We start from the raw sequence: 17,584 nt of genomic DNA on the forward strand, positions 1-17,584 counted from the left end.
GACCCGAAGCGCACTGGCGCCGGGAACCAAGAACCACCAACCGATGCCCTCCGAGTCCGCCATCGACATCCCGACCACTGCCGCCAATCCTGCAAGCGCGCGCCCTGCGCATGGCGGCAGTTTCTCCGCCTGGCGCCAGGCGCTGCGCATGGCCCGGCGCGACTGGCTCGCGGGCGAGCTCTATCTGCTGCTGTTCGCACTGGTGCTGGCCGTGGCCGCGCTGACCAGCGTGGGCTTCCTGGCCGACCGCATGCGGCTGGGCCTGGAGCGCGACGCGCGCCAGATGATCGGGTCCGACGTGCTGCTGGTGGCCGACCAGCCCTTCGATGCCGCCTTCGCGCAGCGGGCCCGGGCGGCGGGGCTGGCCGTGGCGCAGACCGTCACCTTCCCGAGCATGGCCACCGCCAGCGGCAAGGCGCGGGATGGCGCCGAGGCCCCCAGCCAGCTGGCCGCGCTCAAGGCGGTGACCGACGGCTATCCGCTGCGCGGCAAGCTCAGGGTGGCCGGCGCGCCGGGCGCGCCCGATGCGCCCGCAGACGGCATTCCCGCACCGGGCACGGTATGGGTCGACGAGGCGCTGCTGGGCGCGCTGGGCGTTGCCGTGGGCGACACCCTGCGGCTGGGCAGCCGCGGCTTCCGCATCGACCGCATCATCACGCAGGAGCTCGATCGCGGCACCGGCTTCATGAACTTCGCGCCGCGCGTGCTGATGCCGCTGTCGGACCTGGACAGCACCGGGCTGATCGGCTGGGGCAGCCGCGTGACCTACCGGCTGCTGGTGGCCGGGCCGGACGCCGCCGGCGCCGCCTTCCAGAAATGGGCGCAGGACGAGATCGAACGCCGCAAGCTGCGCAATACCCGGATCGAGTCGCTGGAGTCGGGCCAGCCCCAGATGCGCGCCACGCTGGACCGCGCCGAGCGCTTCCTGTCGCTGGTGGCGGTGCTGTCGTCGATGATCGCGGCGGTGGCCATCGCCATGTCGGCGCGCCGCTATATGCAGCGCCACACCGATGCCTGCGCGGTCTACAAGTGCCTGGGCCTGTCGCGCGGGCAGATCCTGCGCGCCTTCGGGCTGGAGTTCCTGCTGGTGGGCGCGGCCGGCGCGCTGGCCGGGGTGCTGCTCGGCTACCTCGCGCACTATGGGCTGCTGCTGTCGCTGGGCGGGCTGCTCAAGGTGTCGCTGCCGCAGCCGTCGCTGCTGCCGGCGCTGGTGGGGGTGCTGGCCGGGCTGGTGCTGCTGGCCGGGTTTGCGCTGCCGCCGCTGCTGGCGCTGACCCGGGTGGCGCCGCTGCGGGTCCTGCGGCGCGATATCGGGCTGCCGCCGGTGTTGGCCTGGGTGGCCTATGCGCTGGGCCTGGGCGCCTTTGTCGCGCTGCTGCTGGTGGCGGCGCGCGACCTGAAGCTCGGGCTGACCACGGCGGGCGGCTTTGTCGCCGCGGGCGTGGTCTTTGCCGTGCTGGCGCTGGGGCTGCTGACGCTGCTGTCGCGCCTGCTGCGGGGGCGCCTGCGCGGGCGCGCGGCGATGGGCTGGCGCTTTGCGCTGGCGGTGCTGGAGCGCCGCCGCGCGGTCACGGTGCTGCAGACCGTGGCGCTGGCGGTGGGGCTGATGGCGCTGCTGCTGCTCGGCATGACCCGCAACGACCTGGTCGATTCCTGGCGCAACGCCACGCCGGCCGATGCGCCCAACCGCTTCATCATCAACATCCAGCCGGACCAGCGCGAGCCGCTGCGCCAGATGCTGGCCGGCGCCGGCATCAAGGACCTGCTCTACCCGATGGTGCGCGGGCGCCTGACCCATATCGGCGCGCGCGCCATCCGCGGCGACAGCTTCGAGGACGGGCGCGCGCGCAACCTGGTGGAGCGGGAGTTCAACCTGTCCTATACCGATGCGCTGCCCGAGGGCAACCGCGTGATTGCGGGAACCTGGTCCAACGGTTCCGGGGCAGGCGCGTCGGTGGAAGAGGGTATCGCCAAGACGCTGGGCATCCGCCTGGGCGACATGCTGCGCTTCGACGTGGCCGGCCAGGCCGTGCAGGCCCGCGTGACCTCGCTGCGCAAGCTCGACTGGGGCTCGATGCGCGTCAATTTCTTCGTGATCCTGCCGCCGCAGGCGATGCAGGGGCTGCCCGAGACCTACATCACCTCGTTCCACCTGCCGCCCGCCAGCGCGGCGCTGGGCAACCGGCTGATCGCGGCCTTCCCCAACATCACCGTGGTCAATACCGACCTGATCCTGCGCCAGATCCAGGACATCCTGGACCAGGTGATCGCGGCGGTGGAGTTCCTCTTTGTGTTCACGCTGGCCGCCGGCGTGACGGTGCTGTACGCCGCGCTGTCGGGCGCGCGCGACGAGCGCATGCGCGACGCCGGCCTGCTCAAGGCGCTGGGCGCCTCGGCCGCGCTGGTGCGCCAGACCCAGTACGCCGAATTCCTGGTGGTGGGCGGCCTGGCCGGATTCCTGGCCAGCCTCGGCGCGATCGCGGTGGGCTGGGGCCTGTCGCAGTTCGTCTTCGACTTCCCGTACCGCTTCAATGCCTGGATCGTTCCGGTGGGCGTGGTTTCTGGCATGCTGTGCGCTTTTGCCGGTGGCTGGCTGGGCTTGCGCGAAGTGCTGCGCCAGCCTGCACTGGCTACCTTGCGTGATGCCTGAGGCAGATTGCTTCAGGCGCGCAAACCGAGTGTGTGATGAGTACTGAATCCAACGACAAGCCCGGCACGGCCGAAGTGACCGCATTTGAACTGGTGGGCGGTGAGGCGCGCGTGCGCGAGCTGGTCGACCGTTTCTACGACCTGATGGACCTGGAGACCCAGTTCGCCGGGCTGCGCGCGCTGCATCCGCCGTCGCTGGAGGGTTCGCGCGACAAGCTGTTCTGGTTCCTGTGCGGCTGGCTGGGCGGCCCCAACCACTTTATCGAGCGCTTCGGCCATCCGCGCCTGCGCGCGCGCCATATGCCGTTCGAGATCGGCGTGAGCGAGCGCGACCAGTGGATGCGCTGCATGGCGCTGGCGATGCAGGATGTCGGACTGTCCGAGGACTTGCAGCTGCGCCTGATGCAGGCCTTCTTCCAGACCGCGGACTGGATGCGCAACGTGGCGCGCTGAGGCGCCGCCGCTCCCTTCTTTCCACCTTCCAGAGACCCATGACCGACCAACTGCCTGAAGACGCCGTGCGTGTGCTCGATTTCTGGTTCGGCCAGCACGGTTCGGCTGCCTGGAATACCGAGCGGCCGCAATGGTTCACCAAGTCGGATGCCTTCGATGCGCAGGTCCGCGCGAACTTCCTGTCCGACTGGCAGGTCGCCCGCGACGGGGCGCCGGACGACTGGTCGGTCACGCCCGAGGGTGCCTGCGCGCGCGTGGTGCTGCTGGACCAGTTTCCGCGCAACATGTTCCGCAACGATCCGCGCAGCTTTGGCAGCGATGCGCTGGCGCTGGCGCTGGCCAGGCGCATCGTCGCCACCGGCATGGACCGCGCGCTGCCCACGGACTACCACCGCATGTTTTGCCACATGCCGTTCGAGCATTCCGAGGCGCTGGCGGACCAGGACGAGTCAGTGCGCCTGGCGACGCAGCTGCGCGAGGCCAGCGGCGGGGTGGTCGATGTGGTGGACTGGGCCGAGAAGCACCGCGCGATCATCGCGCGCTTTGGCCGCTTTCCGCACCGCAATGCGGTGCTGGGCCGGCAGAGCACGGCCGGGGAACTGGCGTTCCTGCAGCAGCCGGGCTCATCGTTCTAGGCCGGGCCTGCCAGGCCCGGCGAGGGGCGTGCGCTCAGGTCTTGTCGCGCGCTTTCTGCCATTTGTCGACGCGCACGCGCGGCGCGGCGGCCAACTGCGCCAGCAGGCCGGCGGGCGTGTCGGCCACATGCAGCAGGTCGGCATGCACCTGCTTCAGGAAGCCTTCCTGCACGGCATGCGACAGGAAGCCCAGCATGCCGTCGTAGAACCCGGTGAGATTCAGCAGGCCCACCGGCTTGTCGTGGTAGCCCAGCTGCAGCCAGGTGAAAGTCTCGAACAGTTCCTCGAAGGTGCCCACGCCGCCGGGCATGGCGATAAAGGCGTCGGCGCGGTCGGCCATCATCTGCTTGCGCTCGTGCATGTTGCGCACCACGTGCAGCTCGGTCAGGCCGCGGTGGCCCACTTCCTTCTGCATCAGCGCCTCGGGGATGATGCCGATGGCGCGGCCGCCGTGCTCCAGCACGGCGTCGGCGACAATGCCCATCAGGCCCACCTTGCCGCCGCCGTACACCAGCGCCAGCCCGCTTTCGGCCAGGGTGCGGCCGAGCAGGCGCGCGCCTTCGGCGTATTCGGGACGGTTGCCGGGGCTGGACCCGCAATATACGCAGACGGATTTCACTTCGCTTCCTTTGCCGCGTCGGCGGCCGCCCTGGCTGCGGCGTAGTCGCGCGCCAGCTGGTCGAACGCATCCCGCGCCCGGCCGCGCAGGTAGGGGGCCAGGATCGAGAAGATGTGGTAGCTCGATCCGTGCAGGTAGCCGCGGATCTGCTCGGGGTCGTTGTACTGGCGCGGATGCTGCACGAACTGGAACGACAGCCAGTAGGTGGCGATCACCACCATGTTGGTGCAGATGGCCTCGACCTGCTCGGGCGTGGCTTCCATCTCGCCGTCTTCGATGAACTGGCGGCAGATCTCTTGCGCAAAGCGCTGCTTCTGCTCGACGATGCGCTTGAAGTTGGTCTCCAGCATCCGGTTGCGCGCCAGCAGGTCGTTGATGTCGCGGTACAGGAAGCGGTAGTTCCACAGGAACTCGGACATGTACTGCAGGTAGCCCCAGCTCTCGTCCAGGGTGGCCTTGTGGTCGTCCGGCATCTTCAGGCGGCGCTCCATCTCCTGCTCGAAGCGCACGAAGATCGAGTTGATGATGTCGTCCTTGTTGCGGAAGTGGTAGTAGAGATTGCCGGGGCTGATCTCCATCGCTTCCGCGATCGTCGTGGTGGTGACGTTGGGCTCGCCGACTTCGTTGAACAGGCGCAGCGAGACGTCGAGGATGCGGTCCCTGGTGCGGCGGGGGCCGGTTTGCGGTTTCGGTTCCATGGGCGTCCGGGCGATCGGTGCGATCAATAAGTCGGGGCAGGGTAGCGATTATAAGCAATCGGCTACGCCTGCCCCATCCGGGCACGCCCGCGTGTGCCGGATCAGCCCGCCAGCGCCCGCACCCACCGCACCACGTGCGGCCCGGCAATGGTGACCCAGGTGCCGCCGCACAGCACCAGCGCCAGCATCACCGCGGCGCTGCCGAAATCCTTGGCACGCTTGGACAAGCTGTGCCGCTCCAGCGAGATGCGGTCGATCGCGGCCTCGACGCTGGAGTTGAGCAGCTCGACGATCAGCACCACCAGCAGCGTGCCCAGCAGCAGGATGCGCTCGACCGCGCCCACCGGCAGCAGGAAGGCGCACGGCGTCAGGATCACCACCAGCGTCAGCTCCTGGCGGAAGGCGCTTTCCTCGAGCACCGCATAGCGCAGCCCGGACAGCGAATTGATGGCCGCGTGCCAGGCGCGCGCCAGGCCGCGGTTGCCCTTGTGGGGATTCTGCTCGATGGAGTAGTCAGCGTTCTGCATTGCCTGCGGCGGCTTCTGCATTGGCGGGTCGGACGGCAGTTCCGGACGCGGTTTGGACATGGGGTTGCGGGGCGGGTTGGGCCGCTGCGCCGCCCCGGCCTGGATTGCCGGCAGGGAACGGCCGCAGGTGGGCCAGGAACTGCTCGGAGGCGGCGCGCCAGGAGAACCGCTCGGCATGGGCACGGGCCGTGGCGCGGTCGATGCGCAGCGCTTCCAGGCAGGCTTCGCGCAGGTCTTCGTGCATCACGCCGGCGGGGCTGTCGCCCAGCACATCGATCGGGCCCGTGACCGGATAGGCGGCCACGGGCAGCCCGCTGGCCAGCGCTTCCAGCAGCACCAGCCCGAAGGTGTCGGTGCGGCTCGGGAACACGAACACATCAGCCGAAGCATACACCCGGGCCAGTTCGGGCTGGCTCAGCACGCCGAGGTAGTTGGCGCCCGGGTAGCGCCCACGCAGTGCCGGCAGGGCCGGGCCGTCGCCGACCACCCACTTGGAGCCGGGCAGGTCCAGCGCCAGGAACGCCTCGACATTCTTTTCCACCGCCACGCGGCCCACGTACAGGAAGATCGGGTGGGCGGTGTTGAGCACATTGGGGCGCTGCAGCGTGAACACGTCCAGGTCTACGCCGCGCGTCCACAGCACGGCGTTGGTGATGCCATATTGCCGCAGGTCGTCCAGCACCACCGGAGTGGGCGCCATCACGGACTGGGCCGGGCCGTGGAACCAGCGCAGGAAGCGGTAGGTCCACGCCAGCGGAATGCCGAAGCGTGCCTGCACATATTCCGGAAAGCGCGTGTGGTAGGCCGTGGTGAAAGGCAGCCGGCGGCGGATCGCATGGCGCCGCGCGGCCAGTCCCAGCGGCCCTTCGGTGGCGATATGCAGGGCATCGGGGGCGAAGGCCTCGATGCGGCGCTGCACGCGTGCCGCCGGCAACAGCGACAGGCGGATCTCGGGGTAGGTCGGGCAAGGCACGGTGCGGAATTCCAGCGGCGTGATCATGTCGACCGTGTGGCCCATCGCCTCCAGTTCGCGGCGCGTGGACTTGAGCGTGCGCACCACGCCATTGACCTGCGGTTCCCAGGCATCGGTGACGATCAGGATCTTCATGCAGCCTCCTCGGGCGCGTTGGAAGGGCAGTGCGGATGGAGTAATGGGTGGCAATGCGTGGCTGTCCGGGCTCAGCCAGCCACGGCGGCGCGGCGACGGCGGCGCGTGGCCGGGGCCGGCGCGTCCAGCAGCGTGGTCCAGTAGACGATCTTCAGCTCGCCTTCGATGGTCTCGACCAGCGCCGACAGGCTTTCGACCCAGTCGCCGTCGTTGCAATAGAGCTGGCCATTGACCTCGCGGATCTCGGCCTTGTGGATATGGCCGCAGACCACGCCGTCGCAGCCGCGGCGGCGCGCCTCATCGACCATCGCGCTCTCGAACGCGCCGATGTAGTTGACCGCGTTCTTGACCTGGTGCTTCAGGAACTGCGACAGCGACCAGTACGGGAAGCCCAGGCGCGCGCGCAGCCGGTTGAAGTGGCGGTTCAGCGCGAGGATCACCGTGTACAGCGAATCGCCCAGGTAGGCCAGCCAGCGCGCGTGCTGCACCACCCCGTCGAACAGGTCGCCGTGCACCACCCACAGCCGGCGCCCGGTTGCGGTGGTGTGCACCGCCTCTTCGCGCACGGTGATGTCGCCGAAGGCCATGCCGTCGAACTGGCGCGCTGCCTCGTCGTGGTTGCCGGGCACGTAGATCACTTCGGTGCCCTTGCGCGCCTTGCGCAGCAGCTTCTGCACCACGTCGTTGTGGCTCTGTGGCCAGTACCAGCCGCGGCGCAGCTGCCAGCCGTCGATGATGTCGCCGACCAGGTAGAGCTGCTCGGATTCGTTGTGCTTGAGGAAGTCCAGCAGGTAGTCGGCCTGGCAGCCGGGCGTGCCCAGGTGGATGTCCGACAGCCAGATGGCGCGGTAGCGCTGGATCGGGTGCGGCTCGGGCGGATAGGTCTCTTGCTGTTCGCGCTGGGGCGCCAGCGCGGCGGCATCCAGGGCCGGCGCCATGAAGGCGGTCAGCGGCGCGGCGCTGTCGGGGCCGTTGGCCCAGTGGCTCTCAGGGCTGCGGCGCAGCCATTGCGTCAGTTGCGCGGCTTTCGACAGATACCCGCGGGCAGATCGGATTGCTTGCACCATGGCAGTCCCGGTTGCGGCGATGGCTGCATTCAGCCAGCCCGCGATGACGGTGCCGTGACGGAAACATGACTGACATGTGAATCGTGGCGGAAGTGGGACAGCCGGCGACGGTGCAGGCGTCAGCGGCCGCGCGCGGACAGTTCGGCCAGTGCGTCGAGCACCGCACGCACCGCGGCGGGATGGCGCAGCAGCGACACGTGGCCGATGCCGGACAGCGGGATATGCCCGGCGCCGTCGAGCCAGCCGGTGCCGGGCGGCCCGGCGATCGAATCATGCCAGCTGAAGACCGAGATCATGCGCGCCCGCGAGCGGGGCGTTTCCGCGGCGGCAAGCGCGCGCAGCCAGGGGCTGCCGCAACGCATCTGGCGCGCATTGTGGCCGCCGCCAAAGCGCGCCAGCGCGCTGCCGTGGTGTGGGCTGCCCAGCGTCACCACGCCGGCGCAGGCGTCATCGTCGCCGGCCAGTTGCAGCGCGGCGCGCGCGGCCAGCCCGCCCATGCTGTGGCAGACCAGCAGCGGCGCGCGCCCGGTCTCGGCACTGATGCGCCGCATGGCGGCCAGCAGCGCGTGCGCGTAGTCGTCGATATCGCCGAATACGGGTTCGAGATCGATGCCTTTGCAGCGATAGCCGGCGGCGGCCAGTGCCGGCTGCATGTCGAGCCAGATGGCCCGTCCACAGGCGTAGCCGTGCACCAGCAGCACCGGCGGGGCGTCGCGGCCGGGCCGGGCATCGGCTGTCGGGGCGAAGCGCGCGCGCGCCCGGAACGGTTGCAGCCAGTCAAACATGCGCAGCACCGCCAGGCATTCGGTGACATAGCAGCGCAGTGCGTCGGGCAGGCGCAGCGGCCGCCGCGTGGCGGCGAGCTCAACAGGGGGCGCAGGCGGGCGATCGCCGTGCCCGACCCACAGGCCGCGCCCGCTCAGGGCGAAGGCGAGGGCAATGCCGCCGGCGAAGCTGCCGAGGATCACCGCCACGCCGGTGGCGATTGCGCCGGGCCATGGCCAGCCGGCTGTGTGCGCCAGCCCGGCGGCAATGCCAAGCGCTGCGGCCGCCTGCAAGGCCACCGCAATGCGGCGGATGCCGGCGGCGCCCAGGCTCATGGCTTGGCGCGCAGGTCCGTGAGCCGCGTGCCGGCCAGGCGGTCGTGCAGGAACTGGCGGCGCGGATCCAGCCGCGCCAGCAGGATCCAGATCAGCAGGCCGGCGCACAGCACGCCCACGAATGGTCCCTTGACCAGCCCCAGCAGGTGGCCGACCGCCGCCGACGGCGGCAGCCACAGCCACGCCAGCACGTAGCGCAGCGCCGCTTGCGGCCAGCGCGGCGGCACGCCCGCGGCGTTCTCGACGCGCATGCGCCAGGTCTGCATTGCCAGGGTCTGGCCGTTGCGTTGCCAGAACCAGGTGAAATACAGCCCCATCACCAGGAAGCTCCACAACTGGATCCCCAGCGGCCCGTCCAGGCCGAGCTTCTGCAGCAGCGGCCGCGCCAGCAGATAGGCGGCGGTCGATGCGCTCAGCACGCCGAACAGCAGCACGCCTTCATAGAGCATGCAGGCGATGCGGCGGCGTAGGGGCGGGGCGGCGGGAAGGGCGGCTGCGGCGGGCTTGGGATCGAAGGTGGCAGCGGGCATGGAAGGCGAAGAAGGCAGGGCAGGCGGGGCCGGCTCTTGCATCGCTGGCCGGCATGAAGCGGCCATTATGCCAAATGGCTTGCGGATTACTGGCGCGTGGTCGCGTCCGAGGCCGCGGGCGCGGCGGCTTCCGTGGTGGCTTCAGCAGCGGTGGTGGCCGGTGCGGCGGGTGCAGGCGTGGCCGGCGCGGCAGCCGGCGCAGGCACTGGCACCGACGCCGCGGCTGCCGTGGTGGCAGGCTGCGCCCGGGCTTCGCTGGCCGGCCTGCCGGCGCGGGCCGCCGAGGTGCCGGCAGCCTTCGGTTCGCGGCGCAGCTGGCGGCTGGTGTCGCTGGGCAGGCGCTTGCCGCTGGGCAGCGCGCTGACGGCGCCGGGGCGGCGCGGGACACGGTCGGCGGCGGCGAGCTTCTTCTTCTGCTCTTCAGGCAGCTGCTGGTACTTGTCCCAGGCCTCGGCCTTTTTCTCGGCCGGCAGCGAGCGCGTGATCTGGTAGTTCTCGCGCGCCAGCCGGCGTTGCTGCGGCGTCATCTTGACCCATTCCGCCATCCGCGCCTGCAACCGGGCCTGCTCGGCCGGGGAGAACTTCGGATAGCGCTCGGCGATGCGCAGCCACTTGTGCCGGTTCAGTTCGGGCAGGTTGTCCCACAGCGGCTGCAACGGTGCCAGGATGCGCTGGTTGACCGGGCTCAGGTCGGCCCAGGCCGGCCGGGCATTGGCAGCCTGCGCGGCAGAGGGGGAGGTGACCGCTGAGGCGCCCTGTGCATGCGCCGCGGGCGGCACCAGGCCCCAGCAAGCGGCAGCCCCGGCGCCGGCGAGCAGCGCGGCCAGCCGGCGGCGCAGGGCGCCGGGGCGGAACGTTGCGCGCGCCATGCTATTGCCCGCGCTTCAGGAAGACGTGGAAGCCCTCGTCGGCGTAGGCCGTGGGCGGCAGGTCGTCGAGCAGCATGGCGGCGTCGATATCGGCCAGTTCCTCGATGCGTTTCTGTTCCTGCCAGCGATAGATGCCAATCAGGCCGGCGGCCAGCGCCACCAGCGTCCAGACCAGGCCGAGGCGGCGCAGCCAGGCGCCGGCGCGGTGCAACGGCGAGCCGTCGTCGTCAAACAGGGAGCCGTGCGCACCTGGCATGGCCAGTTGCGGCACCAGCACGGGCGCTGCGGCCTTCTTGCGGGCGACCGCGATCCGGCGCGCCGCGGCGAGCCGCTCGGAAATGTCGGCCGGCAAGGCCTCGGTGCCGGCATCAAGTGCCGCCCGAACCTCATGGGCAAACCGGCGTTCGCTGATTTCTTTGTCGTTTCTGCTCATAGTCGGACCCCCCGTGCACGCAGTGCCTGCGCAAGTGTGTGCGTGGCACGGGAACAGTGCGTCTTGACGCTGCCTTCGGAACAGCCCATCACCGCGGCAGTTTCGGCAACGTCCATGTCCTCCCAGTAACGCATCAGGAATGCCTGGCGTTGACGCGCCGGCAGGCGCTGGATCTCCTGCTCGATGATGTGCATGGTCTGGGCGCGCTCGACCTTGTCGGCGCTGCTTTCGGCCGATTCGGAGCCCGCCTGTGCCTCAAGCGTCTCCAGCAGGTCGTTGTCGTCGCCGCCGTCGCGGTCGTCGCGCAGGCTGGAAAACAGCGAGACCCAGGTGTTGCGCACCTTCTGGCGGCGGAAATAGTCGTGGATGGTGTTCTGCAGGATGCGCTGGAACAACGGCGCCAGCTCGGCGGCGCCCTTGTCGCCATACTTCTCGGCCAGCTTGATCATCGCGTCCTGGACGATATCCAGCGCGGCCTCGTCGTCGCGGACCGAGAACACGGCCTGCTTGAAGGCGCGGCGCTCGACGCTGGCAAGAAAATCGGACAGTTCCTGGTCGGTGGCCATTCAGGCGGTTGCGGCTTGTTGCTGCGGGTCAAAATGCCCGGCTTTGGTGAATGTGCTGCGTACGGCCCGTGGCACATTCAGGGTGGTGCGATGCTAGCAAAAAAACGCCGCTCTGTACCACCTTGTATGGCCACAAGTACATTGCGGCGCGGAAAAATCATGCCGGTTGTCCGGGAACTCCCCGATGCCCGGGGTGTAAACAACCGTAGACCGCGCTGGTGCATTGCAGTATCATCACCGGTTCACACGACATCAGTGGTTGTCTCATCCGGCCGCTTATGAGGCGGTCTTCCATGCAGACGCGCACCGCTTGAACCCGAGCCACAAGCCCGGCAGAGAGCATCCAAACAATTTTTTGCCGAAAATTGCAAAGGACTGAAATGAACATGCCCAGCGCGGAATTCTCCCACGCAGACAGCAATTCATCTGCCGCACCCGAAATGATCGGGGCGGAAATTCTCGTTCACGCACTTGCCGAAGAAGGCGTCGAGTACGTCTGGGGCTACCCCGGCGGCGCAGTGCTGTACATCTACGACGAGCTCCACAAGCAAACCAAGTTCGAGCACATCCTGGTGCGCCACGAGCAGGCCGCGGTCCATGCCGCAGACGGCTATGCACGGGCAACCGGCAAGGTGGGCGTAGCGCTGGTGACCTCCGGTCCCGGCGTGACCAATGCCGTCACCGGCATCGCCACCGCCTACCTCGACTCGATTCCGATGGTGGTGATCACCGGCAACGTGCCGACCCACGCCATTGGCCAGGACGCCTTCCAGGAGTGCGACACTGTCGGCATCACCCGCCCGATCGTCAAGCACAACTTCCTGGTGAAGGACGTGCGCGACCTCGCCGCGACCATCAAGAAGGCGTTCTTCATTGCCTCGACCGGCCGTCCGGGCCCGGTGGTGGTGGACATCCCCAAGGATGTCTCGCGCAATGCCTGCAAGTACGAGTACCCCAAGTCGATCGACATGCGCTCGTACAACCCGGTGAACAAGGGCCATTCGGGCCAGATCCGCAAGGCCGTGGCGCTGCTGCAGGGCGCCGAGCGTCCGTTCATTTACAGCGGCGGCGGCGTGGTGCTGGCCAATGCCAGCGATGAGCTGCGCCAGCTGGCGGCGCTGACCGGCCACCCGGTGACCAACACGCTGATGGGCCTGGGCGCGTTCCCCGGCACCAGCAAGCAGTTCGTCGGCATGCTCGGCATGCACGGCACGTATGAAGCCAATATGGCCATGCAGAACTGCGACGTGCTGATCGCCATCGGTGCCCGCTTCGACGACCGCGTGATCGGCAACCCGTCGCACTTCACCTCGCAGGCGCGCAAGATCATCCATATCGACATCGATCCGTCGTCGATTTCCAAGCGCGTCAAGGTCGACATCCCCATCGTCGGCAACGTCAAGGACGTGCTGCAGGAACTGATCGCGCAGATCAAGGCCAGCGACATCAAGCCCAGGCGCGAGGCGCTCGCCAAATGGTGGGAGCAGATCGAGCAATGGCGCTCGGTGGACTGCCTGAAGTACGACCGCAGCTCCGAGATCATCAAGCCGCAGTACGTGGTGGAAAAGATCTGGGAACTGACCCACGGCGATGCCTTCATCTGCTCCGATGTCGGCCAGCACCAGATGTGGGCCGCGCAGTTCTACAAGTTCGACGAGCCGCGCCGCTGGATCAACTCCGGCGGCCTGGGCACGATGGGCGTGGGCCTGCCGTACGCCATGGGCATCAAGAAGGCGTTCCCGGAAAAGGAAGTCGTCACCATCACCGGTGAAGGCTCGATCCAGATGTGCATCCAGGAACTGTCGACCTGCCTGCAGTACGACACCCCGGTGAAGATCTGCTCGCTGAACAATGGCTACCTGGGCATGGTGCGCCAGTGGCAGGAGATCGAGTACGACAACCGCTACTCGCACTCCTACATGGACGCGCTGCCCGATTTCGTCAAGCTGGCCGAGGCCTACGGGCACGTCGGCATGCGCGTCGAAAAGACGGCCGACGTCGAGCCGGCGCTGCGCGAGGCGTTCCGCCTGAAGGACCGTACCGTGTTCCTGGACTTCCAGACCGATCCCACCGAAAACGTCTGGCCGATGGTCCAGGCGGGCAAGGGCATTTCCGAAATGCTGCTCGGCGCGGAGGACCTGTAATGCGACACATCATTTCGGTCCTGCTGGAAAACGAGCCGGGCGCGCTGTCGCGCGTGGTGGGCCTGTTCTCGGCCCGCGGCTATAACATCGAGACGCTGACCGTGGCACCCACCGAGGATGCCTCGCTGTCGCGCATGACCATCGTCACCTCCGGCTCGGATGACGTGATCGAACAGATCACCAAGCACCTGAACCGCCTGGTGGAGGTGGTCAAGGTGGTCGACCTGACCGAAGGCGCGCACATCGAACGCGAGCTGATGCTCGTCAAGGTGCGCGCGGTGGGCAAGGAGCGCGAGGAAATGAAGCGCACCGCCGACATCTTCCGCGGCCGCATCATCGATGTCACCGAGAAGACCTACACCATCGAGCTGACCGGCAACGGCGTCAAGCTCGATGCGTTCCTGGACGCGATCGACCGCACCGCCATCCTGGAGACCGTCCGTACCGGCGGCTCGGGCATCGGCCGCGGCGAGCGCATCCTGAAGGTCTGACCGGGCCCCGGCTCACCCAAACGGCTTCACGCAGTATCCCCGGGGCGGCGCGATCCGGGCGCACACGATGCGCACGAGGATGCCGCCCCCCTCATACAAAAGACAGAGATTGAAGGAATCATCATGAAAGTGTTTTACGACAAGGACGCCGACCTCTCCCTGATCAAGGGCAAGAACGTCACCATCATCGGCTATGGCTCGCAGGGCCATGCCCACGCGCTGAACCTGAAGGATTCGGGCGTCAATGTGACGGTCGGCCTGCGCAAGAGTGGCGCGTCGTGGAACAAGGCCGCCAACGCCGGCCTGCAAGTCAAGGAAGTGGCCGAGGCCGTCAAGGGTGCCGACGTGGTCATGATCCTGCTGCCGGACGAGCAGATCGCCGACGTGTACAAGAACGAAGTGCACGACAACATCAAGGAGGGCGCTGCGCTGGCCTTCGCCCACGGCTTCAACGTGCACTACGGTGCCGTGATCCCGCGCGCCGACCTGGACGTGATCATGATCGCGCCCAAGGCCCCGGGCCACACCGTGCGCGCCACGTACACCCAGGGTGGCGGCGTGCCGCACCTGATCGCCGTGCACCAGAACAAGTCCGGCGCCGCCCGTGACATCGCGCTGTCGTACGCCACCGCCAACGGCGGCGGCCGTGCCGGCATCATCGAGACCAACTTCCGTGAAGAAACCGAAACCGACCTGTTCGGCGAGCAGGCCGTGCTGTGCGGCGGTACCGTCGAGCTGATCAAGGCTGGCTTCGAAACCCTGGTGGAAGCCGGCTACGCGCCGGAAATGGCCTACTTCGAGTGCCTGCACGAACTGAAGCTGATCGTCGACCTGATCTACGAAGGCGGCATCGCCAACATGAACTACTCGATCTCCAACAACGCGGAATATGGTGAGTACGTCACCGGCCCGCGCGTGGTGACCGAAGAGACCAAGAAGGCGATGAAGCAGTGCCTGACCGACATCCAGACCGGCGAGTACGCCAAGAGCTTCCTGCTGGAGAACAAGGCCGGCGCCCCGACCCTGATCTCGCGCCGCCGCCTGAACGCCGAGCACCAGATCGAGGTGGTTGGCGAGAAGCTGCGCGCGATGATGCCGTGGATCGCCAAGAACAAGATGGTCGACCAGTCGAAGAACTAAGCTGCATCGCTGTCTGATGGCCCGCGCCGCACGGCGGCGGGCCGCGGCCGTTCAGCGTCCCGTGCCAGGCCCTTCTGTCATCAGGAGGGAGTCGCGGGGCCTGAACGGCTTTTTGTTATGCTTGTCAGACTTTGGGCAAGGCGTGCATTATCCTGCTCCGCGACCATGGAGCGCCGGCGGTGGCTGCTATCGCCGCTTTCCGTCCCGCCATGCCATGGTCTTGTATCCACCGACACCTGTACTGCATGAACTATCCTCATCCGCTGATCGCCCGTGAAGGCTGGCCGTTCCTGGCCGGCGCCTTTGTCATCTCGCTGCTGGTGCACGCCAGCGCGGGTTTCTGGTGGGCGTTGCCGCTGTGGATCATCACGGTATTCGTGCTGCAGTTCTTCCGCGATCCGCCGCGCCCGATCCCGTCTCAGCCCAACGCCGTGCTGGCCCCGGCCGACGGCCGCATCGTCGTGGTCGAAAAGGCGCAGGATCCGTACGCCGGGCGCGAGGCGCTGAAGATCAGCGTCTTCATGAACGTCTTCAACGTGCACTCGAACCGTGTCTCGGTCGACGGCGCGGTCGAGAAGGTCGAATACTTCGCCGGCAAGTTCGTCAATGCCGACCTGGACAAGGCATCGGTCGAGAACGAGCGCAACGCCGTGCTGATCCGGCGCGCCTCCGACGGCCAGCTGGTGACGCTGGTGCAGGTGGCCGGCCTCGTGGCGCGCCGCATCCTGTGCTACACCAAGGTGGGCGACAACCTGTCGCGCGGCCAGCGCTATGGCTTCATCCGCTTCGGCTCGCGCGTGGACGTCTACCTGCCGCTCGATGCGCGCCCGCGCGTGACCATCGGCGAGAAGGTATCGGCCTCATCGACCATCCTCGCCGAACTCGACGTGAAGTGAGCGGCGGCCTGACCGGAGGACTGTGATGGTTGCCTTCCATCGACGTAACAAGCGCAGCAGCAACGGCAACGTGACCCACCTGCGGCCGTTCCGCCATAACCAGCTGCGCGGCGCCGACGACGACTTCGACGACGATGCCGCCGACGACCACGATGTCGTCTACCAGCGACCGCGCCGGCGCGGCATCTACCTGCTGCCCAACGCGTTCACCACCGCGGCGCTGTTCGCGGGCTTCTTCGCCATCGTCCAGGCCATGAACATGCGCTTCGACGCCGCGGCCATCGCCATCTTCGCGGCGATGGTGCTGGATGGCATGGACGGGCGCGTGGCGCGCATCACCAATACGCAGAGTGCGTTTGGCGAGCAGTATGACTCGCTGTCGGACATGACCTCGTTTGGCGTCGCGCCGGCGCTGGTGATGTACGAATGGATCCTGCATGACCTCGGCAAGTGGGGCTGGATCGCAGCCTTCGTCTACTGCACCTGCGCGGCGCTGCGCCTGGCGCGCTTTAACGCCAACATCGGCGTTATCGACAAACGTTTCTTTCAAGGCCTGCCCAGCCCCGCGGCCGCCGCGCTGGTGGCCGGCTTTGTCTGGCTGGTGATCGACAACAAGCTGCCGGTCAAGGAGCTGTGGATGCCGTGGGTCGCTTTTGGCATTACGCTGTACGCCGGGCTGTCGATGGTGTCCAACGCGCCGTTCTACAGCGGCAAGGCGCTTGACGTGCGCTACCGCGTGCCGTTCGGCATGATGGTGCTGGTCCTGGTGCTGTTCGTGGTGGTCTCCACCGATCCGCCGGTGGCGCTGTTCGGGCTGTTCGTGGCCTATGCGATCTCGGGCTATGTGCTGTGGGCCTGGCGGGCCATGCACGGCAAGCCGGCCATCGAGAAGAAGCCACGCGAGAACGGCGGCAAGGCCTAAGTGTTGTAAGCAGAAGGGCGCTCAGGCGCCCTTCTTGCTTTGCAGAATTCACCATTGCTTTCATGCCACGGCCATCAGGGCGTGGCACTCTGCAGTGTTTTCCACTCACCGTCAGGAGGATGTCATGGGCATGTTCGACTTCATCAAGGAAGCGGGAGAAAAGCTGTTCGGCACCGGCGAGGCCAAGGCCGCGCAGGAGGCCGCCGCGGCCGACGCGTCGGCGGAGAATGTCGATGCCGCCAATCGCGCCGCGGGCGATGCGATCGAGAGCTACATCAAGAAGATGGGGCTGGACGCCACCGGGCTGATGGTGCAGGTCGACGGTTCGCAGGGGCTGGTGACCGTGTTCGGCGTCGCGCCCGACCAGGCCACGCGCGAGAAGATCATCCTGTGCGCCGGCAATGTCGAGGGCGTGGACAAGGTCGAGGACAAGATGTCGGTCAATGTCGAGTCCGAGGAGTCGACGTGGCATACCGTGGTCAAGGGCGACACGCTGTGGGCGATCTCCCAGGCCGCCTATGGCAACGGCGCCGAGTACAACAAGATCTTCGAGGCCAACACGCCGATGCTGAGTAACCCGGACAAGATCTACCCGGGCCAGAAGCTGCGCATCCCGCCCAAGGGCTGATCCGTGCCGCTGGCGCATCCGGGCAAAATGGGCTAAACCCTGTATTGCACGGGCGCGCCAACTCGGCTATAGTCGCTGACATGATTTCGCGCCAAGTCCTAATCGCCCG

The 17,584-nt window shown here is 67.6% G+C and carries 19 protein-coding genes; 9 read left to right on the plus strand and 10 right to left on the minus strand.

Annotation, left to right across the window (positions count from 1 at the left end):
• Positions 1-43: 43 nt before the first annotated feature.
• The 3 genes from ACREYQ_RS04660 to ACREYQ_RS04670 are packed head-to-tail and all read left to right on the plus strand — an operon-like array spanning position 44 to position 3,737.
• The gene (locus ACREYQ_RS04660) at positions 44-2,650 is read left to right on the plus strand and encodes an ABC transporter permease (RefSeq protein WP_432259614.1); all 2,607 of its coding nucleotides are present in this window, start codon (positions 44-46) and stop codon (positions 2,648-2,650) included.
• Between the two features lie 35 nt (positions 2,651-2,685).
• Positions 2,686-3,102 (plus strand): group II truncated hemoglobin, encoded by a 417-nt coding sequence (locus ACREYQ_RS04665; RefSeq protein WP_114131430.1) that lies wholly within the window; start codon positions 2,686-2,688, stop codon positions 3,100-3,102.
• 38 nt (positions 3,103-3,140) lie between these two features.
• On the plus strand, positions 3,141-3,737 hold the full coding sequence (locus ACREYQ_RS04670) for a DUF924 family protein (protein ID WP_432259615.1): 597 nt from the start codon (positions 3,141-3,143) through the stop codon (positions 3,735-3,737).
• Between the two features lie 34 nt (positions 3,738-3,771).
• Here ACREYQ_RS04670 and ACREYQ_RS04675 read toward each other — a convergent pair whose 3' ends face one another.
• The 10 genes from ACREYQ_RS04675 to ACREYQ_RS04720 all read right to left on the minus strand — a co-directional run bounded on the left by ACREYQ_RS04675 (position 3,772) and on the right by ACREYQ_RS04720 (position 11,254).
• Positions 3,772-4,356 (minus strand): TIGR00730 family Rossman fold protein, encoded by a 585-nt coding sequence (locus tag ACREYQ_RS04675; RefSeq protein ID WP_432259616.1) that lies wholly within the window; start codon positions 4,354-4,356, stop codon positions 3,772-3,774.
• Positions 4,353-5,054 carry a TetR/AcrR family transcriptional regulator gene (locus tag ACREYQ_RS04680; protein ID WP_432259617.1) on the minus strand — a complete coding sequence of 234 codons (702 nt, stop codon included), beginning with the start codon at positions 5,052-5,054 and terminating at the stop codon, positions 4,353-4,355. Before ACREYQ_RS04680 ends, ACREYQ_RS04675 begins: the two co-directional genes overlap by 4 nt.
• A gap of 101 nt (positions 5,055-5,155) precedes the next feature.
• Positions 5,156-5,641: a diacylglycerol kinase gene (locus ACREYQ_RS04685; RefSeq protein ID WP_432259618.1), complete on the minus strand. Its 486-nt coding sequence runs from the start codon at positions 5,639-5,641 to the stop codon at positions 5,156-5,158.
• Positions 5,568-6,689, minus strand: a complete 1,122-nt coding sequence (locus ACREYQ_RS04690; RefSeq protein ID WP_432259619.1) for a glycosyltransferase family 4 protein — start codon at positions 6,687-6,689, stop codon at positions 5,568-5,570. The genes ACREYQ_RS04685 and ACREYQ_RS04690 overlap by 74 nt, the downstream gene beginning before the upstream one ends.
• 71 nt (positions 6,690-6,760) lie before the next feature.
• Positions 6,761-7,627: a UDP-2,3-diacylglucosamine diphosphatase gene (locus tag ACREYQ_RS04695; protein ID WP_432260360.1), complete on the minus strand. Its 867-nt coding sequence runs from the start codon at positions 7,625-7,627 to the stop codon at positions 6,761-6,763.
• A gap of 248 nt (positions 7,628-7,875) precedes the next feature.
• Positions 7,876-8,856, minus strand: a complete 981-nt coding sequence (locus ACREYQ_RS04700) for an esterase/lipase family protein (protein ID WP_432259620.1) — start codon at positions 8,854-8,856, stop codon at positions 7,876-7,878.
• Positions 8,853-9,386, minus strand: a complete 534-nt coding sequence (locus ACREYQ_RS04705; protein WP_432259621.1) for an RDD family protein — start codon at positions 9,384-9,386, stop codon at positions 8,853-8,855. Before ACREYQ_RS04705 ends, ACREYQ_RS04700 begins: the two co-directional genes overlap by 4 nt.
• Positions 9,387-9,472: 86 nt before the next feature.
• A complete protein-coding gene (locus tag ACREYQ_RS04710; protein ID WP_432259622.1) occupies positions 9,473-10,255 on the minus strand; it encodes a DUF3106 domain-containing protein in 783 nt (260 codons plus the stop codon).
• Position 10,256: 1 nt separating this feature from the next.
• On the minus strand, positions 10,257-10,688 hold the full coding sequence (locus tag ACREYQ_RS04715) for a DUF3619 family protein (RefSeq protein WP_432259623.1): 432 nt from the start codon (positions 10,686-10,688) through the stop codon (positions 10,257-10,259).
• Positions 10,685-11,254 (minus strand): RNA polymerase sigma factor, encoded by a 570-nt coding sequence (locus ACREYQ_RS04720; RefSeq protein WP_432259624.1) that lies wholly within the window; start codon positions 11,252-11,254, stop codon positions 10,685-10,687. Before ACREYQ_RS04720 ends, ACREYQ_RS04715 begins: the two co-directional genes overlap by 4 nt.
• Before the next feature lie 380 nt (positions 11,255-11,634).
• On the opposite strand from ACREYQ_RS04720, the gene ACREYQ_RS04725 reads away from it, so the two are divergent.
• The 6 genes from ACREYQ_RS04725 to lysM all read left to right on the plus strand — a co-directional run bounded on the left by ACREYQ_RS04725 (position 11,635) and on the right by lysM (position 17,475).
• A complete protein-coding gene (locus ACREYQ_RS04725) occupies positions 11,635-13,398 on the plus strand; it encodes an acetolactate synthase 3 catalytic subunit (protein WP_432259625.1) in 1,764 nt (587 codons plus the stop codon).
• Complete coding sequence (ilvN, locus tag ACREYQ_RS04730; protein WP_010809144.1) at positions 13,398-13,889, plus strand: acetolactate synthase small subunit; 492 nt, start codon at positions 13,398-13,400, stop codon at positions 13,887-13,889. The genes ACREYQ_RS04725 and ilvN overlap by 1 nt, the downstream gene beginning before the upstream one ends.
• A 123-nt stretch (positions 13,890-14,012) precedes the next feature.
• Positions 14,013-15,029, plus strand: coding sequence for a ketol-acid reductoisomerase (ilvC, locus tag ACREYQ_RS04735; RefSeq protein ID WP_432259626.1), 1,017 nt, complete (start codon positions 14,013-14,015; stop codon positions 15,027-15,029).
• 245 nt (positions 15,030-15,274) lie between these two features.
• On the plus strand, positions 15,275-15,925 hold the full coding sequence (locus tag ACREYQ_RS04740) for a phosphatidylserine decarboxylase (protein ID WP_432259627.1): 651 nt from the start codon (positions 15,275-15,277) through the stop codon (positions 15,923-15,925).
• Between the two features lie 25 nt (positions 15,926-15,950).
• Positions 15,951-16,847: a CDP-diacylglycerol--serine O-phosphatidyltransferase gene (gene pssA / locus ACREYQ_RS04745; protein WP_432259628.1), complete on the plus strand. Its 897-nt coding sequence runs from the start codon at positions 15,951-15,953 to the stop codon at positions 16,845-16,847.
• 124 nt (positions 16,848-16,971) lie between these two features.
• On the plus strand, positions 16,972-17,475 hold the full coding sequence (lysM, locus tag ACREYQ_RS04750; RefSeq protein ID WP_432259629.1) for a peptidoglycan-binding protein LysM: 504 nt from the start codon (positions 16,972-16,974) through the stop codon (positions 17,473-17,475).
• Positions 17,476-17,584 lie beyond the last annotated feature (109 nt).

This window comes from Cupriavidus sp. TMH.W2, assembly GCF_050847365.1.
Lineage (GTDB): Bacteria > Pseudomonadota > Gammaproteobacteria > Burkholderiales > Burkholderiaceae > Cupriavidus.